19 protein-coding genes are annotated in these 22,787 nt (G+C 61.2%); 11 read left to right on the top strand and 8 right to left on the bottom strand.

What is annotated here, in order from left to right; translation table 11 throughout:
* Positions 1-2: 2 nt before the first annotated feature.
* The gene (locus V3W40_RS04625) at positions 3-365 is read right to left on the bottom strand and encodes a hypothetical protein (RefSeq protein WP_330214524.1); all 363 of its coding nucleotides are present in this window, start codon (positions 363-365) and stop codon (positions 3-5) included.
* Between the two features lie 111 nt (positions 366-476).
* Positions 477-1,634: a phospholipase gene (locus V3W40_RS04620; RefSeq protein ID WP_330214523.1), complete on the bottom strand. Its 1,158-nt coding sequence runs from the start codon at positions 1,632-1,634 to the stop codon at positions 477-479.
* Between the two features lie 242 nt (positions 1,635-1,876).
* Here V3W40_RS04620 and kdgD point away from each other — a divergent pair, with 242 nt between their 5' ends.
* The 5 genes from kdgD (at position 1,877) to V3W40_RS04595 (ending at position 8,473) form a co-directional block, all read left to right on the top strand.
* Complete coding sequence (kdgD, locus tag V3W40_RS04615) at positions 1,877-2,788, top strand: 5-dehydro-4-deoxyglucarate dehydratase (protein ID WP_027604837.1); 912 nt, start codon at positions 1,877-1,879, stop codon at positions 2,786-2,788.
* A gap of 54 nt (positions 2,789-2,842) precedes the next feature.
* On the top strand, positions 2,843-4,288 hold the full coding sequence (locus tag V3W40_RS04610) for an aldehyde dehydrogenase family protein (protein ID WP_027604836.1): 1,446 nt from the start codon (positions 2,843-2,845) through the stop codon (positions 4,286-4,288).
* Between the two features lie 99 nt (positions 4,289-4,387).
* Positions 4,388-5,752, top strand: coding sequence for an MFS transporter (locus tag V3W40_RS04605; RefSeq protein ID WP_027604835.1), 1,365 nt, complete (start codon positions 4,388-4,390; stop codon positions 5,750-5,752).
* 11 nt (positions 5,753-5,763) lie between these two features.
* Entirely contained in the window at positions 5,764-7,317 is a 1,554-nt protein-coding gene (garD, locus tag V3W40_RS04600; protein ID WP_065924307.1) for a galactarate dehydratase, read from the top strand.
* A 214-nt stretch (positions 7,318-7,531) separates the two neighbouring features.
* A complete protein-coding gene (locus tag V3W40_RS04595) occupies positions 7,532-8,473 on the top strand; it encodes an AEC family transporter (protein ID WP_027604833.1) in 942 nt (313 codons plus the stop codon).
* Here V3W40_RS04595 and V3W40_RS04590 read toward each other — a convergent pair.
* The 6 genes from V3W40_RS04590 to gatC form a co-directional block, all read right to left on the bottom strand.
* The gene (locus tag V3W40_RS04590) at positions 8,470-8,850 is read right to left on the bottom strand and encodes a carboxymuconolactone decarboxylase family protein (protein ID WP_065924306.1); all 381 of its coding nucleotides are present in this window, start codon (positions 8,848-8,850) and stop codon (positions 8,470-8,472) included. The two genes, V3W40_RS04595 and V3W40_RS04590, sit on opposite strands and share 4 nt — an antisense overlap.
* Complete coding sequence (locus V3W40_RS04585; protein WP_065924305.1) at positions 8,847-9,893, bottom strand: calcium/sodium antiporter; 1,047 nt, start codon at positions 9,891-9,893, stop codon at positions 8,847-8,849. Before V3W40_RS04585 ends, V3W40_RS04590 begins: the two co-directional genes overlap by 4 nt.
* 58 nt (positions 9,894-9,951) lie before the next feature.
* Positions 9,952-10,323 carry a septal ring lytic transglycosylase RlpA family protein gene (locus V3W40_RS04580; RefSeq protein WP_065924304.1) on the bottom strand — a complete coding sequence of 124 codons (372 nt, stop codon included), beginning with the start codon at positions 10,321-10,323 and terminating at the stop codon, positions 9,952-9,954.
* Between the two features lie 159 nt (positions 10,324-10,482).
* The gene (gene gatB, locus V3W40_RS04575; protein ID WP_065924303.1) at positions 10,483-11,928 is read right to left on the bottom strand and encodes an Asp-tRNA(Asn)/Glu-tRNA(Gln) amidotransferase subunit GatB; all 1,446 of its coding nucleotides are present in this window, start codon (positions 11,926-11,928) and stop codon (positions 10,483-10,485) included.
* 10 nt (positions 11,929-11,938) lie between these two features.
* Positions 11,939-13,390, bottom strand: a complete 1,452-nt coding sequence (gene gatA, locus V3W40_RS04570; protein WP_330214522.1) for an Asp-tRNA(Asn)/Glu-tRNA(Gln) amidotransferase subunit GatA — start codon at positions 13,388-13,390, stop codon at positions 11,939-11,941.
* 16 nt (positions 13,391-13,406) lie between these two features.
* Positions 13,407-13,694: an Asp-tRNA(Asn)/Glu-tRNA(Gln) amidotransferase subunit GatC gene (gene gatC, locus V3W40_RS04565; protein ID WP_003171764.1), complete on the bottom strand. Its 288-nt coding sequence runs from the start codon at positions 13,692-13,694 to the stop codon at positions 13,407-13,409.
* 210 nt (positions 13,695-13,904) lie between these two features.
* Between gatC and mreB the strand changes: the two genes are divergently transcribed.
* The 6 genes from mreB to V3W40_RS04535 all read left to right on the top strand — a co-directional run bounded on the left by mreB (position 13,905) and on the right by V3W40_RS04535 (position 22,759).
* The gene (gene mreB / locus V3W40_RS04560; protein ID WP_002555108.1) at positions 13,905-14,942 is read left to right on the top strand and encodes a rod shape-determining protein MreB; all 1,038 of its coding nucleotides are present in this window, start codon (positions 13,905-13,907) and stop codon (positions 14,940-14,942) included.
* A gap of 138 nt (positions 14,943-15,080) precedes the next feature.
* Positions 15,081-16,202, top strand: a complete 1,122-nt coding sequence (mreC, locus tag V3W40_RS04555) for a rod shape-determining protein MreC (RefSeq protein ID WP_137212587.1) — start codon at positions 15,081-15,083, stop codon at positions 16,200-16,202.
* Positions 16,202-16,690, top strand: coding sequence for a rod shape-determining protein MreD (mreD, locus tag V3W40_RS04550; RefSeq protein WP_027604826.1), 489 nt, complete (start codon positions 16,202-16,204; stop codon positions 16,688-16,690). Before mreC ends, mreD begins: the two co-directional genes overlap by 1 nt.
* Before the next feature lie 51 nt (positions 16,691-16,741).
* A complete protein-coding gene (locus tag V3W40_RS04545) occupies positions 16,742-17,338 on the top strand; it encodes a Maf family protein (RefSeq protein WP_027604825.1) in 597 nt (198 codons plus the stop codon).
* A gap of 71 nt (positions 17,339-17,409) precedes the next feature.
* On the top strand, positions 17,410-18,867 hold the full coding sequence (rng, locus tag V3W40_RS04540; protein ID WP_010213134.1) for a ribonuclease G: 1,458 nt from the start codon (positions 17,410-17,412) through the stop codon (positions 18,865-18,867).
* Positions 18,868-18,943: 76 nt separating this feature from the next.
* Positions 18,944-22,759, top strand: a complete 3,816-nt coding sequence (locus tag V3W40_RS04535) for a YhdP family protein (RefSeq protein WP_330214521.1) — start codon at positions 18,944-18,946, stop codon at positions 22,757-22,759.
* Positions 22,760-22,787 lie beyond the last annotated feature (28 nt).

The raw sequence follows: 22,787 nt of genomic DNA, 5'->3' as shown, positions 1-22,787 counted from the left end.
TTTCACGGCAGGACTGTTATCGTTAATGGCTTTGACTCTTCGCTTCCCCATTCGGCACGTACCAGGTATCGAACTTGCGTGGTCAAGTTGACGTAGTTCTTCAGGTCGTCGGAGGACAGATAGAGCCTGAGGTCAGCCAGTTTCACAACCTCGTCGTTGTCTGCATCATACCTTCCCGCTGGTGTGAACCTCTTTCTAAGGTTGTCCGATTCAGACTCTGATCCGACAAGCAGGCCTAGTGTGGCGTTAGCCGGAATATCATTCGGCTCGGGAACGGAAAATTCGAATTGTGTGCTTGTCTTCAGGCTCACTTCGGCTGCGTTCGACGAAGTGGAGCCGACAAGGCTTGGGGCTTCATATGGCATGATCGCGTGCTCCTCGGCGTAGAAGTCAGAGAGCCTGACTTCTACGCGGCGTTATCCTCTTCATTGAAGTTCAGCGTAACTGTCAGAACTCACAGTTACGACGAATGGTCGTTAAGGCAACGGCGTATTCGGCTTGTAATCCTTAAGCAGCAAATACGTACTCCACCCCCACCAATCATTGGTCCAGTGCTTGTCGTTGAGGTCATTCACGTCCTTGCGTCGCAGCACCTTGTCGCCCTCCATCTTGAACAGCGGCGAAAAGTTATTCGCCGGGTTCTGCGCGGCATTCAGATCCGGCACATACAGCGGTGCCTTGAAGTTGGCCGGGGAGGGCGCAACGCCACTGATGAAGGTTTCGAAGATCTCATCAGCGGATGCCTGAACGGCGCGTTTGACCGGTGCCCGATTGGCTGCGTCGATACTGTCGAAATAGCGTTTGTCGCCATAGGCATGCCACTCGTCACCCATGGCATTGCGCACCTTGAGCCCGAACTTGCTGTCTTCATCGTGCATGAAGCGGCTGATCAGCGAGCCCAGTTCGCCCGGAGTGACGACCGCCGCCAGCTGTTTGCGCGGCACGCGCAGGTGGCCGGCAGAAAATAGATCGGTCAAGAAGTGATCGGCAAAGCCGTTCATGGCGTAGGCCAGTTCCAATGCCTGATCGGTACCGGTCTGGTGGGCCACTACAGCCTGTTGCAAGGCGGCTGTATGCCCCGCCAGGTAGGCCGCCATCGCCCATTCGCCGAAGTGGTCGGCGTTGTCCGCCGCCAGCTTCAGGTAGCGTCCAAGTGGGATCAATGCCGACACCGCGCTGCCGCCACCGGTGATGCGGTTCCATTCCTCGGACAATGTATCACCCAGGGCATCATAGGCTTCATGGGCTTGCTTGCCGTCCTTGATCGCCTGGTTGACCGCGTTGATCTCTTTTTGCATCACCGCCAGGATCTTCGGCGCTTCGTCCCGCGAGGCCGGCAGCACGGCCAGTGAGTTGAACGCGGCGCTGAAACGTTGCATACGATCGGCAGGTGAGGTGCCCTCGTTGATGGGCTGGCCGGGGATACCATAAAAGTCACCGCCCAGGGCGATCACTTGGCCGTAGGTGAGTGCCAACCCGTTGGGCAGGTGCAGTTCGACTTGCCGCGCGGGGATTGCCGGGGCGTCCTTGCTGAAGCGCAACAGCGTATCGTCGCCGATGGCGGTGTGTTCACCGCCTTCGAAGCGCAGGGTAGGTGGTTTTTTTGCGGGTGCTGCGAGTTCAGGACCTGACATGTTAGCTCCTTGCTATGTCGTAGGAATCTTCCTTGATTGCTGTATGTATATACAGTTATGCCGAGCATAGAGGAATAATTTCCTACGTCAAGAACACCGCTGCCCAAGCCTTTCAACTCCCTCAAGTGCACAACGCCGATGAATTGCAGTTGACGAAATTATTTATAGTTGTACGATGACGTACGACATCAACAAAACCAACAACCTTTCAATAGAAAGTCTTCGCCCAGGGTGTTCGAATAATGAATCCACAAGAACTGAAGTCCATCCTCTCCCACGGTCTGCTGTCTTTCCCGGTGACCGATTTCAACGCCCAGGGTGACTTCCACCAGGCGGGCTACATCAAGCGCCTGGAATGGCTGGCCCCCTACGGCGCCACTGCTTTGTTCGCAGCGGGCGGCACCGGTGAGTTTTTCTCCCTCGCCGCCAGCGAATATTCCCAAGTGATCAAGACCGCCGTTGATACCTGCGCTACCAGCGTGCCGATCCTCGCCGGTGTCGGTGGTTCGACCCGCCAGGCCATCGAGTACGCGCAAGAAGCCGAGCGCCTGGGCGCCAAAGGCCTGCTGCTGCTGCCGCACTACCTCACCGAAGCCAGCCAGGATGGCGTTGCCGCCCACGTTGAAGCGGTGTGCAAATCGGTCAAGATCGGTGTGGTGGTCTACAACCGCAACGTGTGCCGCCTGACCGCTCCGCTGCTGGAACGTCTGGCCGAGCGCTGCCCGAACCTGATCGGCTACAAGGATGGCCTGGGTGACATCGAGTTGATGGTGTCGATCCGCCGCCGTCTGGGCGATCGTTTCAGCTACCTCGGCGGCCTGCCGACCGCAGAGGTCTACGCCGCTGCCTACAAGGCCCTGGGCGTACCGGTGTACTCCTCGGCGGTGTTCAACTTCATCCCGAAAACCGCGATGGATTTCTACCACGCCATTGCCAAGGACGATCACGCCACCGTCGCCAAGATCATCGACGACTTCTTCCTGCCGTACCTGGACATCCGTAACCGCAAGGCCGGTTATGCCGTGAGCATCGTCAAGGCGGGTGCAAAAATCGTCGGCTATGACGCAGGCCCTGTGCGCACGCCGCTGACCGATCTGCTGCCGGAAGAATACGAAGCCCTGGCCGCGCTGATCGACAAGCAAGGTCCGCAATAAATTATCCACAAGGCCGCTGAGCAATCAGCGGCCTTTTGCGTCAGGAGAAGATTCGTGTCCCAAGTAAAGCGTTTTGAGAACTACATCAACGGTGAATGGGTTGCCGGCGCCGACTACTGCGTCAACCTCAACCCGTCGGAGTTGTCCGATGTCATTGGTGAATACGCCAAGGCCGACGTCACCCAGGTCAACGCCGCCATCGACGCCGCCCGTGCCGCATTCCCGGCCTGGTCCACTTCCGGGATCCAGGCTCGCCACGATGCCCTGGATAAAGTCGGCAGCGAAATCCTCGCCCGTCGCGAAGAACTCGGCACCCTGTTGGCCCGTGAAGAAGGCAAGACCCTGCCGGAAGCCATCGGCGAAGTGACCCGCGCCGGTAACATCTTCAAGTTCTTCGCCGGTGAATGCCTGCGGTTGTCCGGCGACTACGTGCCGTCGGTACGCCCGGGCGTCAACGTGGAAGTCACCCGTGAAGCCCTCGGTGTGGTCGGCCTGATCACCCCGTGGAACTTCCCGATCGCCATTCCCGCCTGGAAAATCGCCCCGGCCCTGGCCTACGGCAACTGCGTGGTGATCAAGCCGGCTGAACTGGTACCGGGCTGCGCCTGGGCCCTGGCGGAGATCATCTCCCGGGCCGGTTTCCCTGCCGGTGTGTTCAACCTGGTAATGGGCAGCGGCCGTGTGGTGGGCGATGTGCTGGTCAACAGCCCGAAAGTCGACGGCATCAGCTTCACCGGCTCCGTCGGTGTGGGTCGCCAGATCGCTGTCAGCTGCGTATCGCGCCAAGCCAAAGTGCAGTTGGAAATGGGCGGCAAGAACCCGCAGATCATTCTCGACGACGCCGATCTCAAGCAGGCCGTCGAGTTGTCGGTACAGAGCGCGTTCTACTCCACCGGCCAGCGTTGCACGGCGTCCAGCCGCCTGATCGTCACCGCCGGTATCCACGACCAGTTCGTCGCGGCCATGGCCGAGCGCATGAAGTCGATCAAGGTCGGCCACGCGCTGAAAAGCGGCACCGACATCGGCCCGGTGGTTTCCCAGGCTCAACTGGACCAGGACATGAAGTACATCGACATCGGCCAAAGCGAAGGCGCGCGGCTGGTGAGCGGTGGCGGCCTGGTCACCTGCGACACCGAAGGCTACTACCTGGCGCCAACGCTGTTTGCCGACAGCGAAGCCGCCATGCGTATCAGCCGTGAAGAGATCTTCGGCCCGGTCGCCAACGTCGTGCGCGTGGCGGACTACGAGGCGGCACTGGCCATGGCCAACGACACCGAGTTCGGTTTGTCGGCGGGCATTGCCACCACGTCGTTGAAGTACGCCAACCACTTCAAGCGCCACTCCCAGGCGGGGATGGTGATGGTCAACCTGCCGACCGCAGGTGTGGATTACCACGTTCCATTCGGTGGCCGTAAAGGCTCGTCCTATGGCTCGCGGGAGCAAGGTCGCTATGCCCAGGAGTTCTACACCGTGGTGAAAACCAGCTACATCGGTTCGTAATACGCAACACCCAGTGGGGGCCGGAGGCCTGCCGGTCCCCACGACAAAAAACAGAAAACCATTACCCGCAAAAAAAATAATTAGTGGGAGTACTTCTACATGCAAGCGACCAAGCCGACCCATGTCCGCTATTTGATCCTGCTCATGCTGTTCCTGGTGACCACGATCAACTATGCCGACCGGGCCACCATTGCAATCGCGGGCTCCAGCCTGCAAAAAGACCTCGGCATCGACGCGGTCACCCTCGGTTATATCTTCTCCGCATTCGGTTGGGCCTACGTGGCCGGGCAAATCCCCGGCGGCTGGCTGCTGGACCGATTCGGCTCGAAAAAAGTCTATGCCCTGAGCATCTTCACCTGGTCACTGTTCACCGTGCTGCAAGGCTATGTCGGTGAGTTCGGTGTCTCCACCGCAGTGGTTGCGCTGTTCATGCTGCGCTTCATGGTGGGCCTGGCCGAGGCGCCGTCCTTCCCGGGCAACGCGCGCATTGTTGCCGCCTGGTTCCCGACCGCCGAGCGCGGTACGGCCTCGGCGATCTTCAACTCGGCGCAGTACTTCGCCACGGTGTTGTTCGCGCCGCTGATGGGCTGGATCGTCTACCGCTTCGGCTGGCAGCACGTGTTTATCGTGATGGGCGTGATCGGCATCGTGTTCTCGCTGATCTGGCTGAAAGTTATCCACAGCCCGCGCCAGCACCCGATGATCAACGAAGCCGAGCTCAATCACATCGCCGCCAATGGCGCGATGGTCGATATGGATCAGGACAAGGGCAAGGGTAAGAAAACCGACGGTCCGAAGTGGGATTACATCCGTCAGTTGCTGACCAACCGCATGATGCTTGGCGTGTACCTGGGCCAGTACTGCATCAACGGCATCACCTACTTCTTCCTGACCTGGTTCCCGGTGTACCTGGTGCAGGATCGCGGCATGACCATCCTCAAGGCCGGTTTCATCGCCTCGTTGCCGGCGATCTGCGGGTTTATCGGTGGCGTGCTGGGCGGGGTGATTTCCGACTACCTGCTGCGCAAAGGCCATTCGCTGACGTTCGCCCGCAAGGCGCCGATCATTGCCGGTCTGCTGGTCTCCAGCAGCATCATCGCGTGCAACTATGTAGACGTTGAATGGATGGTGGTGGGCTTCATGGCCTTGGCCTTCTTCGGCAAGGGCGTCGGCGCACTGGGTTGGGCGGTCGTGTCCGACACCTCGCCGAAACAAATCGCCGGTCTCAGTGGCGGCTTGTTCAACACCTTCGGTAACCTCGCGTCGATCACCACGCCGATTGTCATCGGCTACATCATCAGCACCACCGGCTCGTTCAAGTGGGCCCTGGTGTTTGTCGGCGCCAACGCGCTGGTGGCGGTGTTCAGCTATCTGGTCATCGTCGGCCCGATCAAGCGTGTAGTACTCAAAGAGCCGCCAAGCAAGGGGCCTGAGTTGACCAACCTAACCGAAGCGCATTCCTGAGAGGCCCCGTGATGCAGTTGATTGAACATGCCGACTCGCCGCGCTCCATCCGCCTGCACGAGCGCGACAACGTAGTGATCGTGGTCAACGACCAGGGCGTACCGGCCGGGACCGAGTTCCCGGACGGCCTGGTGACCGTGGATTTCATCCCCCAGAGCCACAAAGTGACCCTGGAAGACATCCCCGAAGGCGGTCAGATTATTCGCTACGGACAGACCATCGGTTACGCCCTGGCGCCGATTCCGCGCGGCAGTTGGGTCCAGGAAGATCAACTGCGCATGCCCACCGCGCCACCGCTGGACAGCTTGCCGCTGTCCACCGAGGTGCCTGAAGCCCAGGCACCGTTGGAGGGGTTTACCTTCGAGGGCTATCGCAACGCCGACGGTACCGTGGGCACGCGCAATATCCTCGGCATCACCACCACGGTGCAGTGTGTGACGGGCGTGCTGGACCATGCGGTCAAGCGCATCAAGGACGAATTGCTGCCCAAGTACCCTCACGTCGATGACGTGGTGGCGCTGACCCACAGCTACGGCTGCGGGGTAGCGATCACCGCGACGGATGCCTACATCCCGATCCGTACCGTGCGTAACCTGGCGCGCAACCCGAACCTGGGCGGCGAAGCCCTGGTGATCAGCCTGGGCTGCGAGAAATTGCAGGCCGGGCAGGTGATGCACGACAACGACAGCTCCGTCGACCTCAGCGAGCCGTGGCTGTATCGGTTGCAGGATTCCAGCCATGGCTTTACCGAGATGATCGAGCAGATCATGGACTTGGCCGAAGTGCGTCTGAAGAAGCTCGACCAGCGTCGCCGGGAAACCGTGCCGGCGTCCGAGTTGATCCTGGGCATGCAGTGCGGCGGCAGTGATGCGTTTTCCGGCATCACCGCCAACCCGGCGCTGGGCTATGCCTCGGATTTGTTGCTGCGGGCCGGGGCAACGGTGATGTTTTCCGAAGTCACCGAAGTGCGGGATGCCATTTACCTGCTGACTTCGCGCGCAGAGACGAAGGAAGTTGCCGAAGAGTTGGTCAGGGAAATGGACTGGTACGACCGTTACCTGGCCAAGGGTGAAGCGGATCGCAGTGCCAACACCACGCCAGGCAACAAGAAGGGCGGGCTGTCGAACATTGTCGAGAAGTCCCTGGGCTCCATCGTCAAGTCCGGCAGCAGCGCGATCAACGGCGTGCTGGGCCCGGGCGAGCGCTTCAAGAGCAAGGGCCTGATCTTCTGCGCGACACCGGCCAGTGATTTTGTCTGCGGCACCCTGCAACTGGCGGCGGGGATGAACCTGCATGTGTTCACCACCGGGCGTGGTACCCCTTACGGGCTGGCGATGGCCCCGGTGGTGAAGGTCTCGACGCGTACGGAGCTGGCGCAGCGCTGGCCGGACCTCATCGATATCGACGCCGGGCGCATTGCCACCGGGCGCGCGACCATCGAGGAGTTGGGCTGGGAGTTGTTCCACTTCTACCTGGACGTGGCCAGCGGTAAGAAGCAGACCTGGGCGGAACATCACAAGCTGCATAACGACATCACCTTGTTCAACCCGGCGCCGATTACCTGATTGTGGTGAGCGGGCTTGCCCCGCGCTGGGTGGCGAAGCCGCCCTAAACTCAGGACTTTCAACTCTAACTGAAGGAACTCAGTGCCTGAGATGGGGCGGCTTCGCCACCCAGCGCGGGGCAAGCCCGCTCACTACAGGGATCTGGACCAGACTAACCGGGTTGTAGTGGCTTATCATTAGCCACCTGACGACGTTCACCAAGGTTCTCCCCGGCATGCTGGCTATTTTCCTCACCACCCTCACCATCACTGCGCCGGTATTCGCCATGCTGTTCCTGGGTGTGCTGCTCAAGCGCATCAACTGGATCAACGACAACTTTATCCACACGGCTTCGTCCCTGGTGTTCAACGTCACCATGCCGGCGCTGCTGTTCCTCGGCATCCTCCACGCCGACCTGCACTCGGCGCTCAAGCCGGGGTTGCTGATCTATTTTGCCGTCGCCACGCTGCTGAGCTTTGCCCTGGCCTGGGGCTGGGCGATTTTTCGCTGCAAGCGTGAAGACCGAGGCATCTACACCCAGGGCGCGTTTCGCGGCAATAACGGAGTGATCGGCCTGGCCCTGGCGGCCAGCATGTACGGCGACTACGGCATTTCCCTCGGCGCGATCCTCGCGGCGCTGGTGATCCTGTTCTACAACACCCTGTCGACCATTGTGCTGGCGGTGTACAGCCCGGTGATCAAGTCCGACCCGTGGAGCATCTGCAAAAGTGTGGTAGCCAATCCGCTGATCATCAGCGTGATCGTGGCGGCGCCGTTCGCGTATTTTCAGATTGGCCTGCCGGGCTGGCTGGAAAAATCCATGCAGTACCTGGCGGACACCACCTTGCCGCTGGCATTGATCTGCATTGGCGGCACCCTGTCCCTGGCGGCGCTGCGCAAGAGCGGCAATATGGCGCTGAGCGCGAGCTTGATGAAGATGGTCTGGCTGCCGGTGGTCGCGACCCTGGGCGCGTGGCTGCTGGGCTTTCGCGGGCCGGAGTTGGGGATCCTGTTCCTGTACTTCGGTGCGCCGACCGCCGCGGCGAGCTTCGTGATGGCCAGGGCGGCCGAGGGCAATCATGAACTGGCGGCGGCGATTATCGTGATCACCACGCTGATGGCGGCAGTGACCACGAATATCGGGATTTTCGTGTTGCAGGCGGGTGGCTGGATCTAGCCTTCTTTCTGATAGGTGTCGATGACTTCCTGCGCCGCCCGAAACGCATCAATCGCCGCCGGTACGCCGGCATACACCGCGCAATGCAGCAGCGCTTCGCGAATTTCCTCCACAGTACAGCCATTGTTCAACGCGCCACGCACGTGGCCCTTGAGCTCCTGGGGGCACTTGAGTGCGGTGAGGGCGGCGAGGGTGATCAGACTGCGCGTCTTCAGCGGCAAGCCTTCGCGGGTCCACACGCTGCCCCAGGCATGTTCGTTGACGAAGTCCTGCAGCGGCTGGGTGAATTCGGTGGCGTTGCCCAGGGCGCGGTCGACGAACACATCGCCCATCACCTGGCGACGCATTTCAACCCCGGGCTTTTTCTGATCGGTCATTGCGATTCCCTCTTGTGTTGGCGGCGCCAGGCTCGCAGCGTGCTGAACAACAGGAAAGCCACCAGCACTGGCAGGACGTAATACAGCATCAGTTGTTCAAGCTTGTTGGCCAGGGGCATGCCGGTGGTGAACGACATCACGTGCAGCCCATACGCCAGGTACAGGCCCAGCAGTACCAGGCCTTCGGCGCGGGTGACGCGGTAGCCGGTATAAAACACCGGCAGGCACAGCACCACCACGCCGAGCATCACCGGCAGGTCAAAGTCCAGGGCGTTGGGCGACACCGACAGCGGCGAAGGCGCGAGCAACGCGGTCAGCCCCAATACGCCCAGCAGGTTGAACAGGTTGCTGCCGATCACGTTGCCCACGGCAATTTCCCGCTGGCCGCGCAGGGCGGCAATCAGTGAGGTGGCCAGGCAGGGCAGTGACGTGCCGACGCCGATCAGCGTAAGGCCGATGATGCGCTCCGACAGGCCCAGGTCAGCCGCCACATCCACCGCCGCGCCGAGCAGCAAGTGCCCGGCCAGCACGAGGATCAACAACCCGCCGAGCATCTGCAGCACACTGCTCAGCCAGGGCGCCCGGGCGACGGTATCCAGGGTGCGCGGGCGGCGCGAATGGCGGGTCTGGTAATGCAGCACGCCGAGGTAGGCCAGCAGGGCAATCAGCAGCAGCAGGCCATCGACCGGCGTCAGTTCTTCATTGGCCGCCAGGGTAAACACCAGCAGTCCGGCGAGGATCATCACCGGAATATCCAGGCGCACCAGCTGCCGCGAGACGCGCAGGGGGATGATCAGCGCCGACAGGCCCAGGGTCACGAGGATGTTGAAGATGCTGCTGCCGATCACGCTGCCCACGGCAATGTCGGTATTGCCGGCCAGGGTGGCCTGCAGGCTGACGGTCATCTGGGGCGCGCTGCTGCCGAAGGCGACGACCGTAAGACCGATGATCAGCGGCCGCACCTTGAGGCTGGCGGCCAGGCGCACGGCGGCGCGCACCAGGATCTCGGCGCCGAGGATCAGCAGCACCAGGCCGCTGACCAGTTCGAGCAGGCTCCAGGGCGAGAGGGCGGTTAATCCGAAAATGGCCAGGGCTCCGTCTTCAATTGCTCAGGGCTTGCACGCGAACCCGCGCAGTGCCGCTGCCCAGCATACCCAGTTGCTCGGCCGCCTTGCGTGATAGATCGATCAAGCGCCCACGGGTATGCGGGCCGCGATCGTTGATGCGGACCACGACGGATTTGTCGTTGTCGAGATTGGTGACCTTGACCTGGGTGCCGAAGGGCAGTCGCCGGTGGGCGGCGGTCAGGGCGTTCTGGTTGAAGGGTTCACCGCTGGCGGTTTTCTTGCCATGGTGCCTGGCGCCGTAATAAGAGGCGGTGCCGGTTTCGTCGTAGCCGTTGGGGTCGATGAGGCCGCTGGCGCAGCCGGCCAGCAGTGAGAATAGAGCCCATAGGCCTAATAGACGCTTCATTATCAAGGTGCCCCCATCACAAATGTGGGAGGGGGCTTGCCCCCGATAGCGGTGATTCAGTCAAAACAGCAGTGACTGACACTCTGCTATCGGGGGCAAGCCCCCTCCCACAGGGAGTCCGAGTCAGGCATGAAGTCTCGCCCGGACCATTCATCGCAATCAGCCTTCGAGCTTGCTTTTCAGCAGTTCGTTCACCTGTTGCGGGTTGGCCTTGCCTTTGGAGGCTTTCATCGCCTGGCCGACAAAGAAACCGAACATCTTGCCGCGCTTGGCTTCGTCTGCCGCACGGTACTGTTCGACCTGCTCGGCGTTGGCCGCCAGCATTTCATCCAGCACGGCCGAGATGGCGCCGCTGTCGGTGACTTGCTTGAGACCGCGTTTCTCGATGATCTCGTCGGCGCTGCCTTCACCGCTGGCCATGGCTTCGAACACGGTCTTGGCGATTTTGCCGGAGATGGTGTTGTCCTTGATGCGCAGCAGCATGCCGCCCAATTGCTCGGCCGACACCGGTGCTTCGTCGATCTCCAGGCCCTGTTTGTTCAGCAGGCTGCCCAGCTCGACCATCACCCAGTTGGCCGCCAGCTTGGCGTCACCGGCAATGCTCACGACCTTTTCGAAGTAGTCGGCTTGCTCACGGCTCGAAGCCAGCACGCTGGCATCGTAGATCGACAGGCCGAACTGCGCCTGGAAGCGCTCGCGTTTTTGCGGCGGCAACTCCGGCAGGGTGGCGCGGATGTCATTGAGGAACGAATCCTCAAGCACCACCGGTAACAGGTCCGGATCGGGGAAGTAACGGTAGTCGTTGGCTTCCTCTTTGCTGCGCATGGCGCGGGTTTCGTCTTTGTTCGGGTCGTACAGGCGCGTTTGCTGGATCACCTTGCCGCCGTCCTCGATCAATTCGATCTGGCGCCGCACTTCGGTGTTGATCGCTTTCTCGATAAATCGGAACGAGTTGACGTTCTTGATCTCGCAGCGAGTGCCGTACTCGGCCTGGCCTTTTGGCCGCACCGACACGTTGCAGTCGCAACGCAGCGAGCCTTCGGCCATGTTGCCGTCACAGATGCCCAGGTAACGCACCAGCGCGTGGATGGTCTTGACGTAGGCCACGGCTTCCTTGGCGCTGCGCATGTCCGGCTCGGACACGATCTCCAGCAGCGGGGTGCCGGCACGGTTCAGGTCGATACCGGTGGCACCGTTGAACTCTTCGTGCAGGCTCTTGCCGGCGTCTTCTTCCAGGTGCGCACGGGTGACGCCGACACGCTTGATGGTGCCGTCTTCCAGCGGGATGTCCAGGTAGCCCTTGCCGACGATCGGCAATTCCATCTGGCTGATCTGGTAGCCCTTGGGCAGGTCCGGGTAGAAGTAGTTCTTGCGCGCGAACACGTTGTGCTGGCCGATCTCGGCGTCAATCGCCAGGCCGAACATCACCGCCATGCGCACGGCTTCCTGGTTCAGCACCGGCAGTACGCCAGGCATGCCCAGGTCTACCAGGCTGGCCTGGGTGTTGGGCTCGGAGCCGAACGTGGTGGCGCTACCGGAGAAAATCTTCGATTGGGTGGCGAGCTGGGTATGAATCTCCAGCCCGATCACAACTTCCCATTGCATAGTGTTCTCCTCAGAAGCCGGTAGGGGTGCGAGTGTGCCAGTCGGTGTTCAACTGGTACTGGTGCGCCACATTGAGCAGGCGGCCTTCCTGGAAGTACGGGGCGAGCAATTGCACGCCCACCGGCAGGCCATCGACGAAACCGGCAGGCATGGACAAGCCCGGCAGGCCCGCGAGGTTGGCGGTGATGGTGTAGAGGTCTTCCAGGTACTCGGCAATCGGGTCGCCGGTCTTGGCGCCGATCTTCCAGGCCGGGTTCGGCGTGGTTGGGCCGAGGATCACGTCGACTTCTTCAAAGGCAGCCATGAAGTCGTTCTTGATCAGGCGTCGGATCTTTTGCGCCTTGAGGTAGTACGCGTCGTAATAGCCGGCGGACAGGGCGTAGGCACCGACCATGATCCGGCGTTGCACTTCGGCACCGAAGCCTTCGCCACGGGAGCGTTTGTACAGGTCGGTCAGGTCCTTCGGGTTCTCGCAGCGGTAGCCGAAGCGCACGCCGTCGAAACGCGACAGGTTGGAAGAGGCTTCTGCCGGCGCGATCACGTAGTAGGCAGGAATCGCATGCTGGTTGTTCGGCAGGCTGATTTCCTTGATCACGGCGCCGAGCTTTTCCAGCTCCTTGACGCTGTTGTGCACCAATTCGGCAATGCGCGGGTCGAGACCGGCGCTGAAGTATTCCTTCGGCACGCCGATGCGCATGCCCTTGAGCGAAGCATTGAGGCTGGCGCTGTAGTCCGGCACCGGTTCATCGATGCTGGTGGAGTCCTGGGCGTCGAAGCCTGCCATGCCTTGTAACAAAATCGCGCAGTCTTCGGCCGTTCGGGCCAGTGGGCCGCCCTGATCGAGGCTGGAGGCGTAGGCGATCATGCCCCAGCGGGAAACCCGACCGTAGGTCGGCTTCAGGCCGGTGAGGTTGGTGAAGGCCGCCGGCTGGCGGATCGAGCCGCCGGTGTCGGTGGCCGTGGCGGCTGGCAGGAAGCGCGCGGCAACGGCCGCAGCCGAACCACCGGACGAACCGCCGGGCACGTGTTCCAGGTTCCACGGGTTCTTCACCGCGCCGTAGTAGCTCGACTCGTTGGCCGACCCCATGGCGAATTCGTCCATGTTTGTCTTGCCCAGGGTCACGGCCCCGGCAGCGGCCAGCTTGGCGACCACGGTGGCGTCGTAGGGCGCCTTGAAGTTGTCGAGCATCTTCGAGCCGCAGCTGGTGCGCACGCCCTGGGTGCAGAACAGGTCCTTGTGGGCGATCGGTGCGCCCAGCAGGGCACCGTTTTCACCGTTGGCGCGGCGTACATCCGCGGCCTTGGCCTGGCTCAGGGCCAGCTCTTCGGTGAGGCTGATGAAGCTGTTGACCTTGGGGTCCAGCTCGGCGATGCGCGCAAGCAGGGTCTTGGTCAGCTCTTCGGAAGAAAACTTTTTGTCGGCGAGACCGCGGGCGATCTCGGCCAGAGTCATGTGATGCATGAAAGGCTCTTTCCCTTTAGTCGATGACTTTCGGAACCAGGTACAGGCCGTTTTCGACCGCTGGCGCGATGGACTGGTAGGCCTCGCGATTATTGCGCTCGGTCACGACGTCTGCGCGCAGGCGCTGGCTGGCTTCCAGCGGGTGAGCCAGGGGCTCGATGCCGTCGGTATTCACGGCCTGCATTTGGTCAACCAGCCCGAGAATGCTGTTCAGGGCTGCGGTGGTCTGTGGAAGATCGGCTTCATTCAGGCCAAGCGAGGCCAGATGAGCGATTTTTTCCACGTCGGAGCGTTCAAGCGCCATGGGAATCTCCAGTGGAAAACAGAACGGAGGCTGTCCGTGTGTTAGATTGTCGGAACACTACCGCATTTCTACGGTCTTACGGCCGCGATTGTGGGGGTTGGTGCACAGAAAGTCGGCCAATTTAGCACATTGGCGCCTTGCCCAAAATCCCTGTCGTTGTTAGAGTTTGCCGCACTTTTTTACCCACGCGTTGCCTAGGGTCCTTTCCCCATGTTCAAGAAACTGCGTGGCATGTTTTCCAGCGATCTTTCCATTGACCTGGGCACTGCCAACACCCTTATTTACGTGCGCGAGCGCGGTATCGTCCTGAATGAGCCGTCGGTTGTGGCCATTCGGACCCATGGTAATCAGAAAAGTGTCGTTGCCGTCGGCACCGAGGCCAAGCGCATGCTCGGCCGAACACCAGGTAATATTGCTGCCATTCGTCCGATGAAAGACGGCGTGATCGCCGACTTCAGCGTCTGCGAAAAGATGCTGCAGTACTTCATCAACAAGGTTCACGAAAACAGTTTCCTGCAGCCCAGCCCTCGTGTGCTGATCTGTGTTCCGTGCAAATCCACCCAGGTGGAGCGTCGTGCCATCCGTGAATCGGCCCTTGGCGCCGGTGCCCGCGAAGTGTTCCTGATCGAAGAGCCGATGGCTGCTGCGATCGGTGCCGGCCTGCCGGTTGAAGAAGCGCGCGGTTCGATGGTGGTGGATATCGGTGGTGGTACCACTGAAATCGCCCTGATTTCCCTGAACGGTGTGGTGTATGCCGAATCCGTACGCGTAGGCGGCGACCGTTTCGACGAAGCGATCATCACTTATGTACGTCGCAACTACGGCAGCCTGATCGGCGAATCCACCGCCGAGCGCATCAAGCAGGAAATCGGTACCGCTTACCCGGGCGGCGAAGTTCGCGAAGTCGATGTTCGCGGTCGCAACCTGGCCGAAGGCGTTCCACGTGCCTTCACCCTGAACTCCAATGAAGTGCTGGAAGCTCTGCAAGAGTCCCTGGCCACCATCGTTCAGGCTGTGAAGAGCGCCCTGGAGCAATCGCCGCCGGAGCTGGCTTCCGACATCGCCGAGCGAGGCCTGGTGCTGACCGGTGGTGGCGCCCTGTTGCGCGACCTCGACAAGCTGCTGGCCCAGGAAACCGGCCTGCCGGTGATCGTCGCCGAAGACCCGCTGACCTGCGTTGCCCGTGGCGGTGGTCGTGCACTGGAAATGATGGATAAACACACCATGGACCTGCTCTCCAGCGAATAAGATCGTTGGTTGCACCATGTTTCGCCCGCAGGCAGCACTTTGCAGTGCTGCCTGTTGGCGTTTATCTTCTTCAATCTGCATCCAGGCCGGTTAGATGCCGTATGAATAAAGAGAACATTTGCCTGGGAGGAGCGGCCTATTAAACCGCTTTTCGCCAAAGGCCCCTCATTGGGCGTGCGCTTATTGGTGCTGGTCGTGCTTTCGGTCGCATTGATGGTGGTCGATGCCCGCTTTGCGCTGCTCAAGCCGGTGCGTAGCCAAATGTCGCTGGTGTTGATGCAGACTTACTGGATCACCGACCTGCCGCAACGTCTCTACCAGGGCGTGGCCAGCCAATTTGGCAGCCGCACCGAACTGGTTGCCGAGAACGAAAAACTCAAGACCGAAAACCTGCTGTTGCAGGGGCGCATGCAAAAGCTGGCAGCCCTCACCGAGCAGAACGTTCGGCTGCGCGAGTTGCTTAACTCTTCTGCGTTGGTCAACGAAAAGGTCGAAGTGGCCGAGTTGATCGGCATGGACCCCAACCCCTTTACCCATCGCATCATCATCAACAAGGGTGAGCGCGACGGTGTGGTCCTTGGTCAGCCGGTACTGGATGCTCGGGGACTGATGGGGCAGGTCGTCGAGCTGATGCCCTACACCTCGCGGGTCCTGCTGCTGACGGACACCACCCACAGCATTCCGGTGCAGGTCAACCGTAACGGCTTGCGCGCGATTGCCAGCGGTACCGGTAACCCTGAGCGCCTGGAATTACGTCACGTCGCGGATACGGCCGACATCAAGGAAGGCGACCTGCTGGTCAGCTCCGGCCTGGGCCAGCGGTTCCCGGCAGGCTATCCGGTGGCAACGGTCAAGGAAGTGATCCACGATTCCGGCCAGCCCTTCGCCATTGTGCGTGCCGTGCCCACTGCCGCCCTGAACCGCAGCCGCTACCTGTTGCTGGTGTTCAGCGACAACCGTACTCCGGAAGAACGCGCCAACGACGCCGCCCAGGCCCAGGAAGCGGAAGACAAGAAGAACGGCACCGCGCCGATCATTCCTGCGACCGTGCCCAAGCCTCAGTCGACTACCCCCGCTGTACCGGCGGCAACTCCGGCAGCTACTGCGCCTGTGGCCACACCGGTCAAGCCTGCGGTCCATAGCGTGCACCCGGTGAAACCGACTGCAGCGAAACCGCCGGCCACCACGCCTGCCACTACGACGCCCGCTGCGAAGCCTCCAGCCGCAGCCCCGGCCACCACACGGCAGAGGGAGGAATAATGGCCGGTACTCATTCGAGCAATGGCTGGATCGTCTGGCTGACATTCGCCATCGGCTTGCTGCTCAGCGTTTCGCCGCTGCCGCAGTTCATGGAGATCCTGCGTCCGCTGTGGCTGGCATTGCTGCTGGCATTCTGGTCGCTGAACCTGCCGCATAAAGTGGGCATGGTCACGGCCATGTTCCTGGGCTTGGCGGAAGATGTGCTGTATGGCACCTTGCTGGGCCAGAACGCGTTGATCCTGACCCTGATCACCTTCCTGGTGCTGTCGTTGCAGCAGCGCCTGCGCATGTTCCCGATGTGGCAGCAATGCCTGGTGATCCTGGTGATCTTCGGCCTGGCGCAGTTGGTACAGTTGTGGCTCAGTGCCTTGACCGGCAACCGCCAGCCAACCCTGGCGCTGGTGTTGCCGGCCCTGGTCAGTGCGCTGTTGTGGCCTTGGATCAGCTTCGGCCTGCGTGGGTTACGTCGTCGCTATAAAATCAATTGAATGGATTGCGAGGCTCTGCCTGGTTATCGAACCCTACAGGGAGAGTCTGCAATGAATTCGCTATATCTGGCCTCGGGCTCCCCGAGGCGGCGTGAACTGCTGACCCAGATCGGTGTGCCTTTCACCGTGGTCAGCGCCGCCATTGATGAAACCCCTCTTACAAACGAAACCCCTGTTTCCTACGTCGAGCGTCTCGCTCGCGGTAAGGCCGCAGCGGGTTTTGCTGCGCTCGGGCAACGCTCGGCCGCCTGCGTCCTGGGCGCCGATACCGCAGTGATCGTGGACGGCAAGATCCTCGGCAAGCCCGTAGACCAAGCCGATGCGTTGGCGATGTTGATGGCACTGGCGGGGCGTGAACATGAAGTTCTGACTGCGATTGCCCTGACTGACGGCCAGCGCTGTGAAACCCGATGTGTAAGCAGTCGTGTACTTTTCCGTGGGATTTCTGTCGAGGAGGCTACAAGCTACTGGCACAGCGGCGAACCCCAGGACAAGGCGGGCGGCTATGCTATCCAAGGGCTTGGCTCGGTGTTTGTGGCCGGGCTCAATGGCAGCTATTCCGCCGTGGTAGGCCTGCCGGTGTGCGAAACCGCGCAACTGCTTGCCCAATTCGGCATACCCTGTTGGCAAAACCTTACCGCGCGCTGAACGCGTTACTCCAGCGCCCAGCCTTACAGCGATCGGTCACTATTGTGAAAACGCCTGAACGAGACCCAGCCATGAGTGAAGAGATTCTGATCAATATCACGCCGATGGAATCGCGCGTGGCGGTGGTAGAGAACGGTGTTCTGCAAGAAGTGCATGTCGAGCGCACCCAGAAACGCGGGATCGTCGGCAATATCTACAAGGGCAAGGTGGTGCGGGTGTTGCCGGGGATGCAGGCGGCATTTGTCGATATCGGCCTGGACCGGGCAGCATTTATCCACGCCTCGGAGATTTCCCTGCGCGAAGGGCCGGCGGTGGAAAGCATCAGTGCCTTGGTGCATGAAGGGCAGAGCCTGGTGGTGCAAGTCACCAAGGACCCCATCGGCTCCAAGGGCGCACGCCTGACCACTCAACTGTCGATTCCGTCGCGCTACCTGGTGTATATGCCGCGCACCGCCCATGTCGGCATTTCCCTGAAAATTGAAGACGAAGCCGAGCGCGAGCGCCTGAAAAAGGTGGTCAGCGACTGCGTGGCCGCTGAAGGTATCAAGGAAGCGGGCGGCTTTATCCTGCGCACCGCAGCCGAGGGCGCCGGTGCCGACGAAATCCTCATGGACATTCGCTACCTGCGGCGCCTGTGGGACCAGATCGGCGCACAGATCAAGACCATCGGCGCGCCGAGTGTGATCTACGAAGACCTGGGCCTGGCCCTGCGTACCTTGCGCGACCTGGTCAGCCCCAAGATCGAGAAAATTCGCATCGACTCGCGGGAAACCTTCCAGCGCACCACGCAATTTGTTGCCGAGCTGATGCCGGAAATTGCCGATCGCCTGGAGCATTATCCTGGCGAACGGCCGATCTTCGACCTGTATGGCGTCGAGGACGAAATCCAGAAAGCCCTGGAGCGCAAGGTGCCGCTCAAGTCCGGTGGCTACCTGGTGGTGGACCCGGCGGAAGCGATGACCACCATCGACGTCAACACCGGCGCGTTCGTAGGCCATCGCAACCTTGAAGAGACCATCTTCAAGACCAATCTCGAAGCGGCCACGGCGATTGCTCGTCAACTGCGCCTGCGTAACCTGGGCGGCATCATCATCATCGACTTCATCGACATGGAAGATGAAGAGCACCAGCGCCAGGTGCTGCGCACGCTCGAAAAACAGCTGGAGCGCGATCACGCCAAGACCAATATCATCGGCATCACCGAGCTGGGCCTGGTGCAGATGACCCGCAAGCGCACCCGCGAGAGCCTGGAGCAGGTGCTGTGCGAGCCCTGCAGCAGTTGCCAGGGCCGCGGTAAGTTGAAGACTCCGGAAACGGTTTGCTACGAGATTTTCCGGGAAATCCTCCGAGAGGCACGGGCCTACCAGGCCGAAGGTTATAGAGTGCTTGCCAACCAGAAAGTGGTCGACCGCCTGCTGGATGAAGAGTCCGGTAACGTGGCTGAGCTGGAGGGGTTTATCGGGCGTACGATTCGCTTCCAGGTCGAAACCATGTATTCCCAGGAACAATATGACGTGGTGCTGCTCTGATCCCCATTCGCTTTCTTTTTACGCGACTCGCAGACCTTGATCTGCAGTCCGACTACTGCCTTGAGGGTCGCCTGACATGGAGCGTCTGACACGCTTTTTTGCCGCTTTGACCCGTTGGGGCCTTGGGCTGTGCGCCTTGCTGCTGGTGTTGGCGGCGGTGTATGTGAGCCTGGGGCGTGAATTGACCCCGCTGGTGGCCGAATACCGCGCGGAAATCGAAGCCAAGGCCCAGGCTGCGGTGGACATGCCTGTGCACATCGGCAGCCTTGAAGGCCGCTGGAGCGGTTTTGCGCCCGTGTTGCTGGCCCACGACGTAATGGTCGGCGAGGGCAGCAGTGCCTTGCGCCTGGACCAGGTCGAAGTGGTGCCGGACATGTGGGCCAGCCTGATGGCGCGCGAAGTGCGTATTGCGCACCTGGAAGTCAGTGGCCTGCAACTGAGCGCCAAGGAAGACAAGGACGGCCATTGGGCGCTGCAAGGCTTGCCGATACAGGACGACCAGCCGCTGGACCCGGAGCAATTGCTCAAGCGCATGCAGATGGTCAAGCGCGTATCGCTGCTCGACAGCCAGGTCACCCTGCAACCGTTCGACCAGGCGCCGCTGACCCTGACGTATGTGGGCTTGAGCCTGCACACGGGCGTCACCCGCCAGCGCCTGGACGCTCGCCTGACCTTGCCCGACGGCCAGCCCCTGGCCCTGAGCCTGCGCAGCCGCATTCGCGCGAGCCAGTGGAAGGACGCGGAAGTCGAGGCGTACCTGAGCCTGCCGCAGAGCGACTGGGCCAAGTGGATCCCCGCCAGGCTGACCCAGCAGTGGAAACTCACGCAGTTCAAGGCCGGCGGTGAGTTCTGGCTGAACTGGGGTAAAGGCACGGTGCAACGTGCGGTCGTGCGCCTCAACTCGCCGCAGGTGAAGGGCAGCTACGACGAACGCAAGCCGGTGCATATCGAAAACCTTGCACTCACGGCCTATCTGCAACGCAGCGATACCGGCTTGAAGGTGTTGTTTGATTCCCTGGCGATGAACCTGGGCGAGACCCGATGGGAATCGCGCCTGCAATTGCAGCAGACCCTGGCGACCGACACGGCCCAGGAAGCCTGGAAGCTGCAGGCTGACCGCCTCGACCTGACCCCCATCACACCGTTGCTCAACGCCCTGGCGCCACTGCCGGAAGGCGTCGCCAAGACCGTCGAGCACCTGAAGGCCACCGGCCTGCTGCGTAATGTGCTGGTGGATTTCCGTCCTCAAGACACCACCGATCAAAAAGTCAGCTTTGCCGCCAACCTGGAACGGGTCGGGTTTGACGCCTACTTCGGTGCGCCGGCCGCACGCAACGTTTCCGGCAGCATCAGCGGCGACCTGGGCCAGGGCGAGTTGCGCATGGACAGCAAGGATTTTTCCCTGCACCTCGATCCGATCTTCGCCAAGCCCTGGCAATACCTCCAGGCCAATGCACGCCTGACGTGGAAGCTGGATAAACAAGGCTTCACCCTGATCGCCCCGTATATCAAGGTGCTGGGGGAAGAGGGCAAGATCGCCGCCGATTTCCTGATTCGCCTGCATTTCGACCATAGCCAGGAAGACTATATGGACCTGCGGGTCGGTATGGTCGATGGCGATGGACGCTTTACCCCTAAATACCTGCCGGCCGTACTGAGCCCCGCGTTGGATGAGTGGCTGCGCACGGCAATTCTCAAGGGCGCGGTGGACCAGGGGTTGTTCCAGTACCAGGGCTCGCTGAACCACGATGCGTTGCCCGCCGCGCGCAATATCAGTCTGTTCTTCAAGGTGCATGACGCCGAACTGGCGTTCCAGCCGGGTTGGCCCCATGTGAACAAGGTCAATGGCGAAGTGTTTGTCGAAGAGACGGGCGTACGCATCCTGGCGAGCAAGGGGCAGTTGCTCGACACCAAGGTCAAGGACGTCTACGTCAATATTCCCCACGCGCCGTCCGGCAAGGAAAGCCATCTGCTGCTTACCGGTGGTTTTGCCGGTGGCCTGGGCGATGGGCTGAAGATTCTCCAGGAAGCGCCAATTGGTACGGCCTCCACCTTCGCCGGCTGGAAAGGCGAGGGAGACCTGCAGGGCTCGCTGGATCTGGACGTTCCGCTGGTCAAGGGCATCGAGCCCAGGATCGTGGTGGATTTCCAGACTGACAAGGCACGCCTGCAATTGGCGGAACCGCCTCTGGACCTGACGCAGCTCAAGGGTAATTTCCGCTTCGATAGCGCCAAAGGCTTGAGCGGCGAAAAGATTACCGCCCAGGCATTTGACCGGCCGATCACCGCGCAGATCTTTGCCGATGGCAAGCCAGGCAATATCAGCACCCGTGTCGCTGCCAAGGGGCAGGTGACGGTCAAGCGTCTGACGGATTGGTTGAAAGTCAGTCAGCCGTTGCCGGTGTCCGGTGATATTTCGTATCAGTTACAGCTCAACCTGGACGGTGCCGACAGCCAACTGATGGTCAGCTCCAACCTCAAGGGCGTTGCGGTGGACTTGCCGGCGCCGTTCGGCATGCCGGCCAGCCAGGGACGTGACAGCGTATTCCGCATGACCTTGCAGGGGGCTGAGCGCCGCTACTGGTTTGATTACGGTGAGTTGGCCAACTTCACCTTTGCCGCGCCGCCGGACAAACTCAATGACGGCCGTGGCGAGTTGTTCCTTGGCGATGGCGATGCCGTGCTGCCAGGCGCCAAGGGCTTGCGCATCCGTGGCGTACTCTCGGAGCTGGATATCGACCCGTGGAAAAAACTGGTGAACCAGTATGCTGGCAATGACCCAGGTGGCAGTGCCAAGCAGCTGCTGAGCGGTGCCGAATTCAAGATTGGCAAGCTCACCGGCCTGGGTACCCAGTTCGATCAGGTTAACCTGCAGTTGGATCGAAAGCCCGCTGCCTGGGGCTTACAGTTCGACAGCCAGCAGGCCAAGGGGGCGGTGAACCTGCCGGATGCCAAGGGCGCGCCGATTGCGGTCAACCTGCAATACGTGAAGCTGCCGGCGGTGGACCCGACGGTACAGGCTGATGAAAATGCACCGGACCCGTTGGCCAGTATCGATCCCAAGGATATTCCGGCGCTGGATATCGCCATTGACCAGCTGTTCCAGGGGCCGGACCTGATTGGCGCCTGGTCACTCAAGATCCGGCCAACGGCCAAAGGCCTGGCCTTCAATACGCTGGACCTGGGCCTCAAGGGCATGCAACTCAAGGGCGCCGGCGGATGGGAAGGTGTCCCGGGTGACAGCAGCAGTTGGTACAAGGGGCGCCTGGACGGCAAGAACATCGCCGATGTACTCAAAGGCTGGGGCTATGCGCCCACGGTCACCAGCGAGGATTTCCACCTGGATGTGGATGGGCGGTGGCCGGGTTCGCCGGCCTGGGTCGGGCCTAAACGTTTCTCCGGCAGCCTGGATGCGACGTTCCGTAAAGGTCAGTTTGTCGAGGTGGAAGGTGGCGCCCAGGCGCTGCGGGTATTCGGCCTGCTCAACTTCAACTCCATCGGGCGCCGCCTGCGCCTGGACTTCTCCGACCTGCTGGGCAAGGGCTTGAGTTATGACCGGGTCAAGGGCCAATTGGTCGCCAGCAATGGCGTGTTCGTGACGCGCGAGCCGATCACCATGACCGGCCCGTCGAGCAACCTGGAGCTCAACGGCACACTGGACCTGGTGGCTGACCGTGTCGATGCGAAGTTGCTGGTGACGTTGCCGGTGACCAACAACCTGCCGATTGCCGCGCTGATCGTGGGCGCGCCGGCGATTGGTGGCGCACTGTTCCTGATCGACAAGCTGATCGGTGACCGTGTTTCGCGTTTCGCCAGCGTGCAATACAAGGTGGAAGGCCCATGGAAGGATCCAAAAATCACCTTCGACAAGCCCTTTGAAAAACCAAACTGAGAGCCTGTGGAGTAGCATGGCCCCATGC

The sequence above is a fragment of the Pseudomonas sp. AM8 genome (assembly GCF_036346475.1).
Taxonomy (GTDB): Bacteria; Pseudomonadota; Gammaproteobacteria; order Pseudomonadales; family Pseudomonadaceae; genus Aquipseudomonas; species Aquipseudomonas marginalis.
This window is presented reverse-complemented; position numbering and strand designations above follow the sequence as displayed.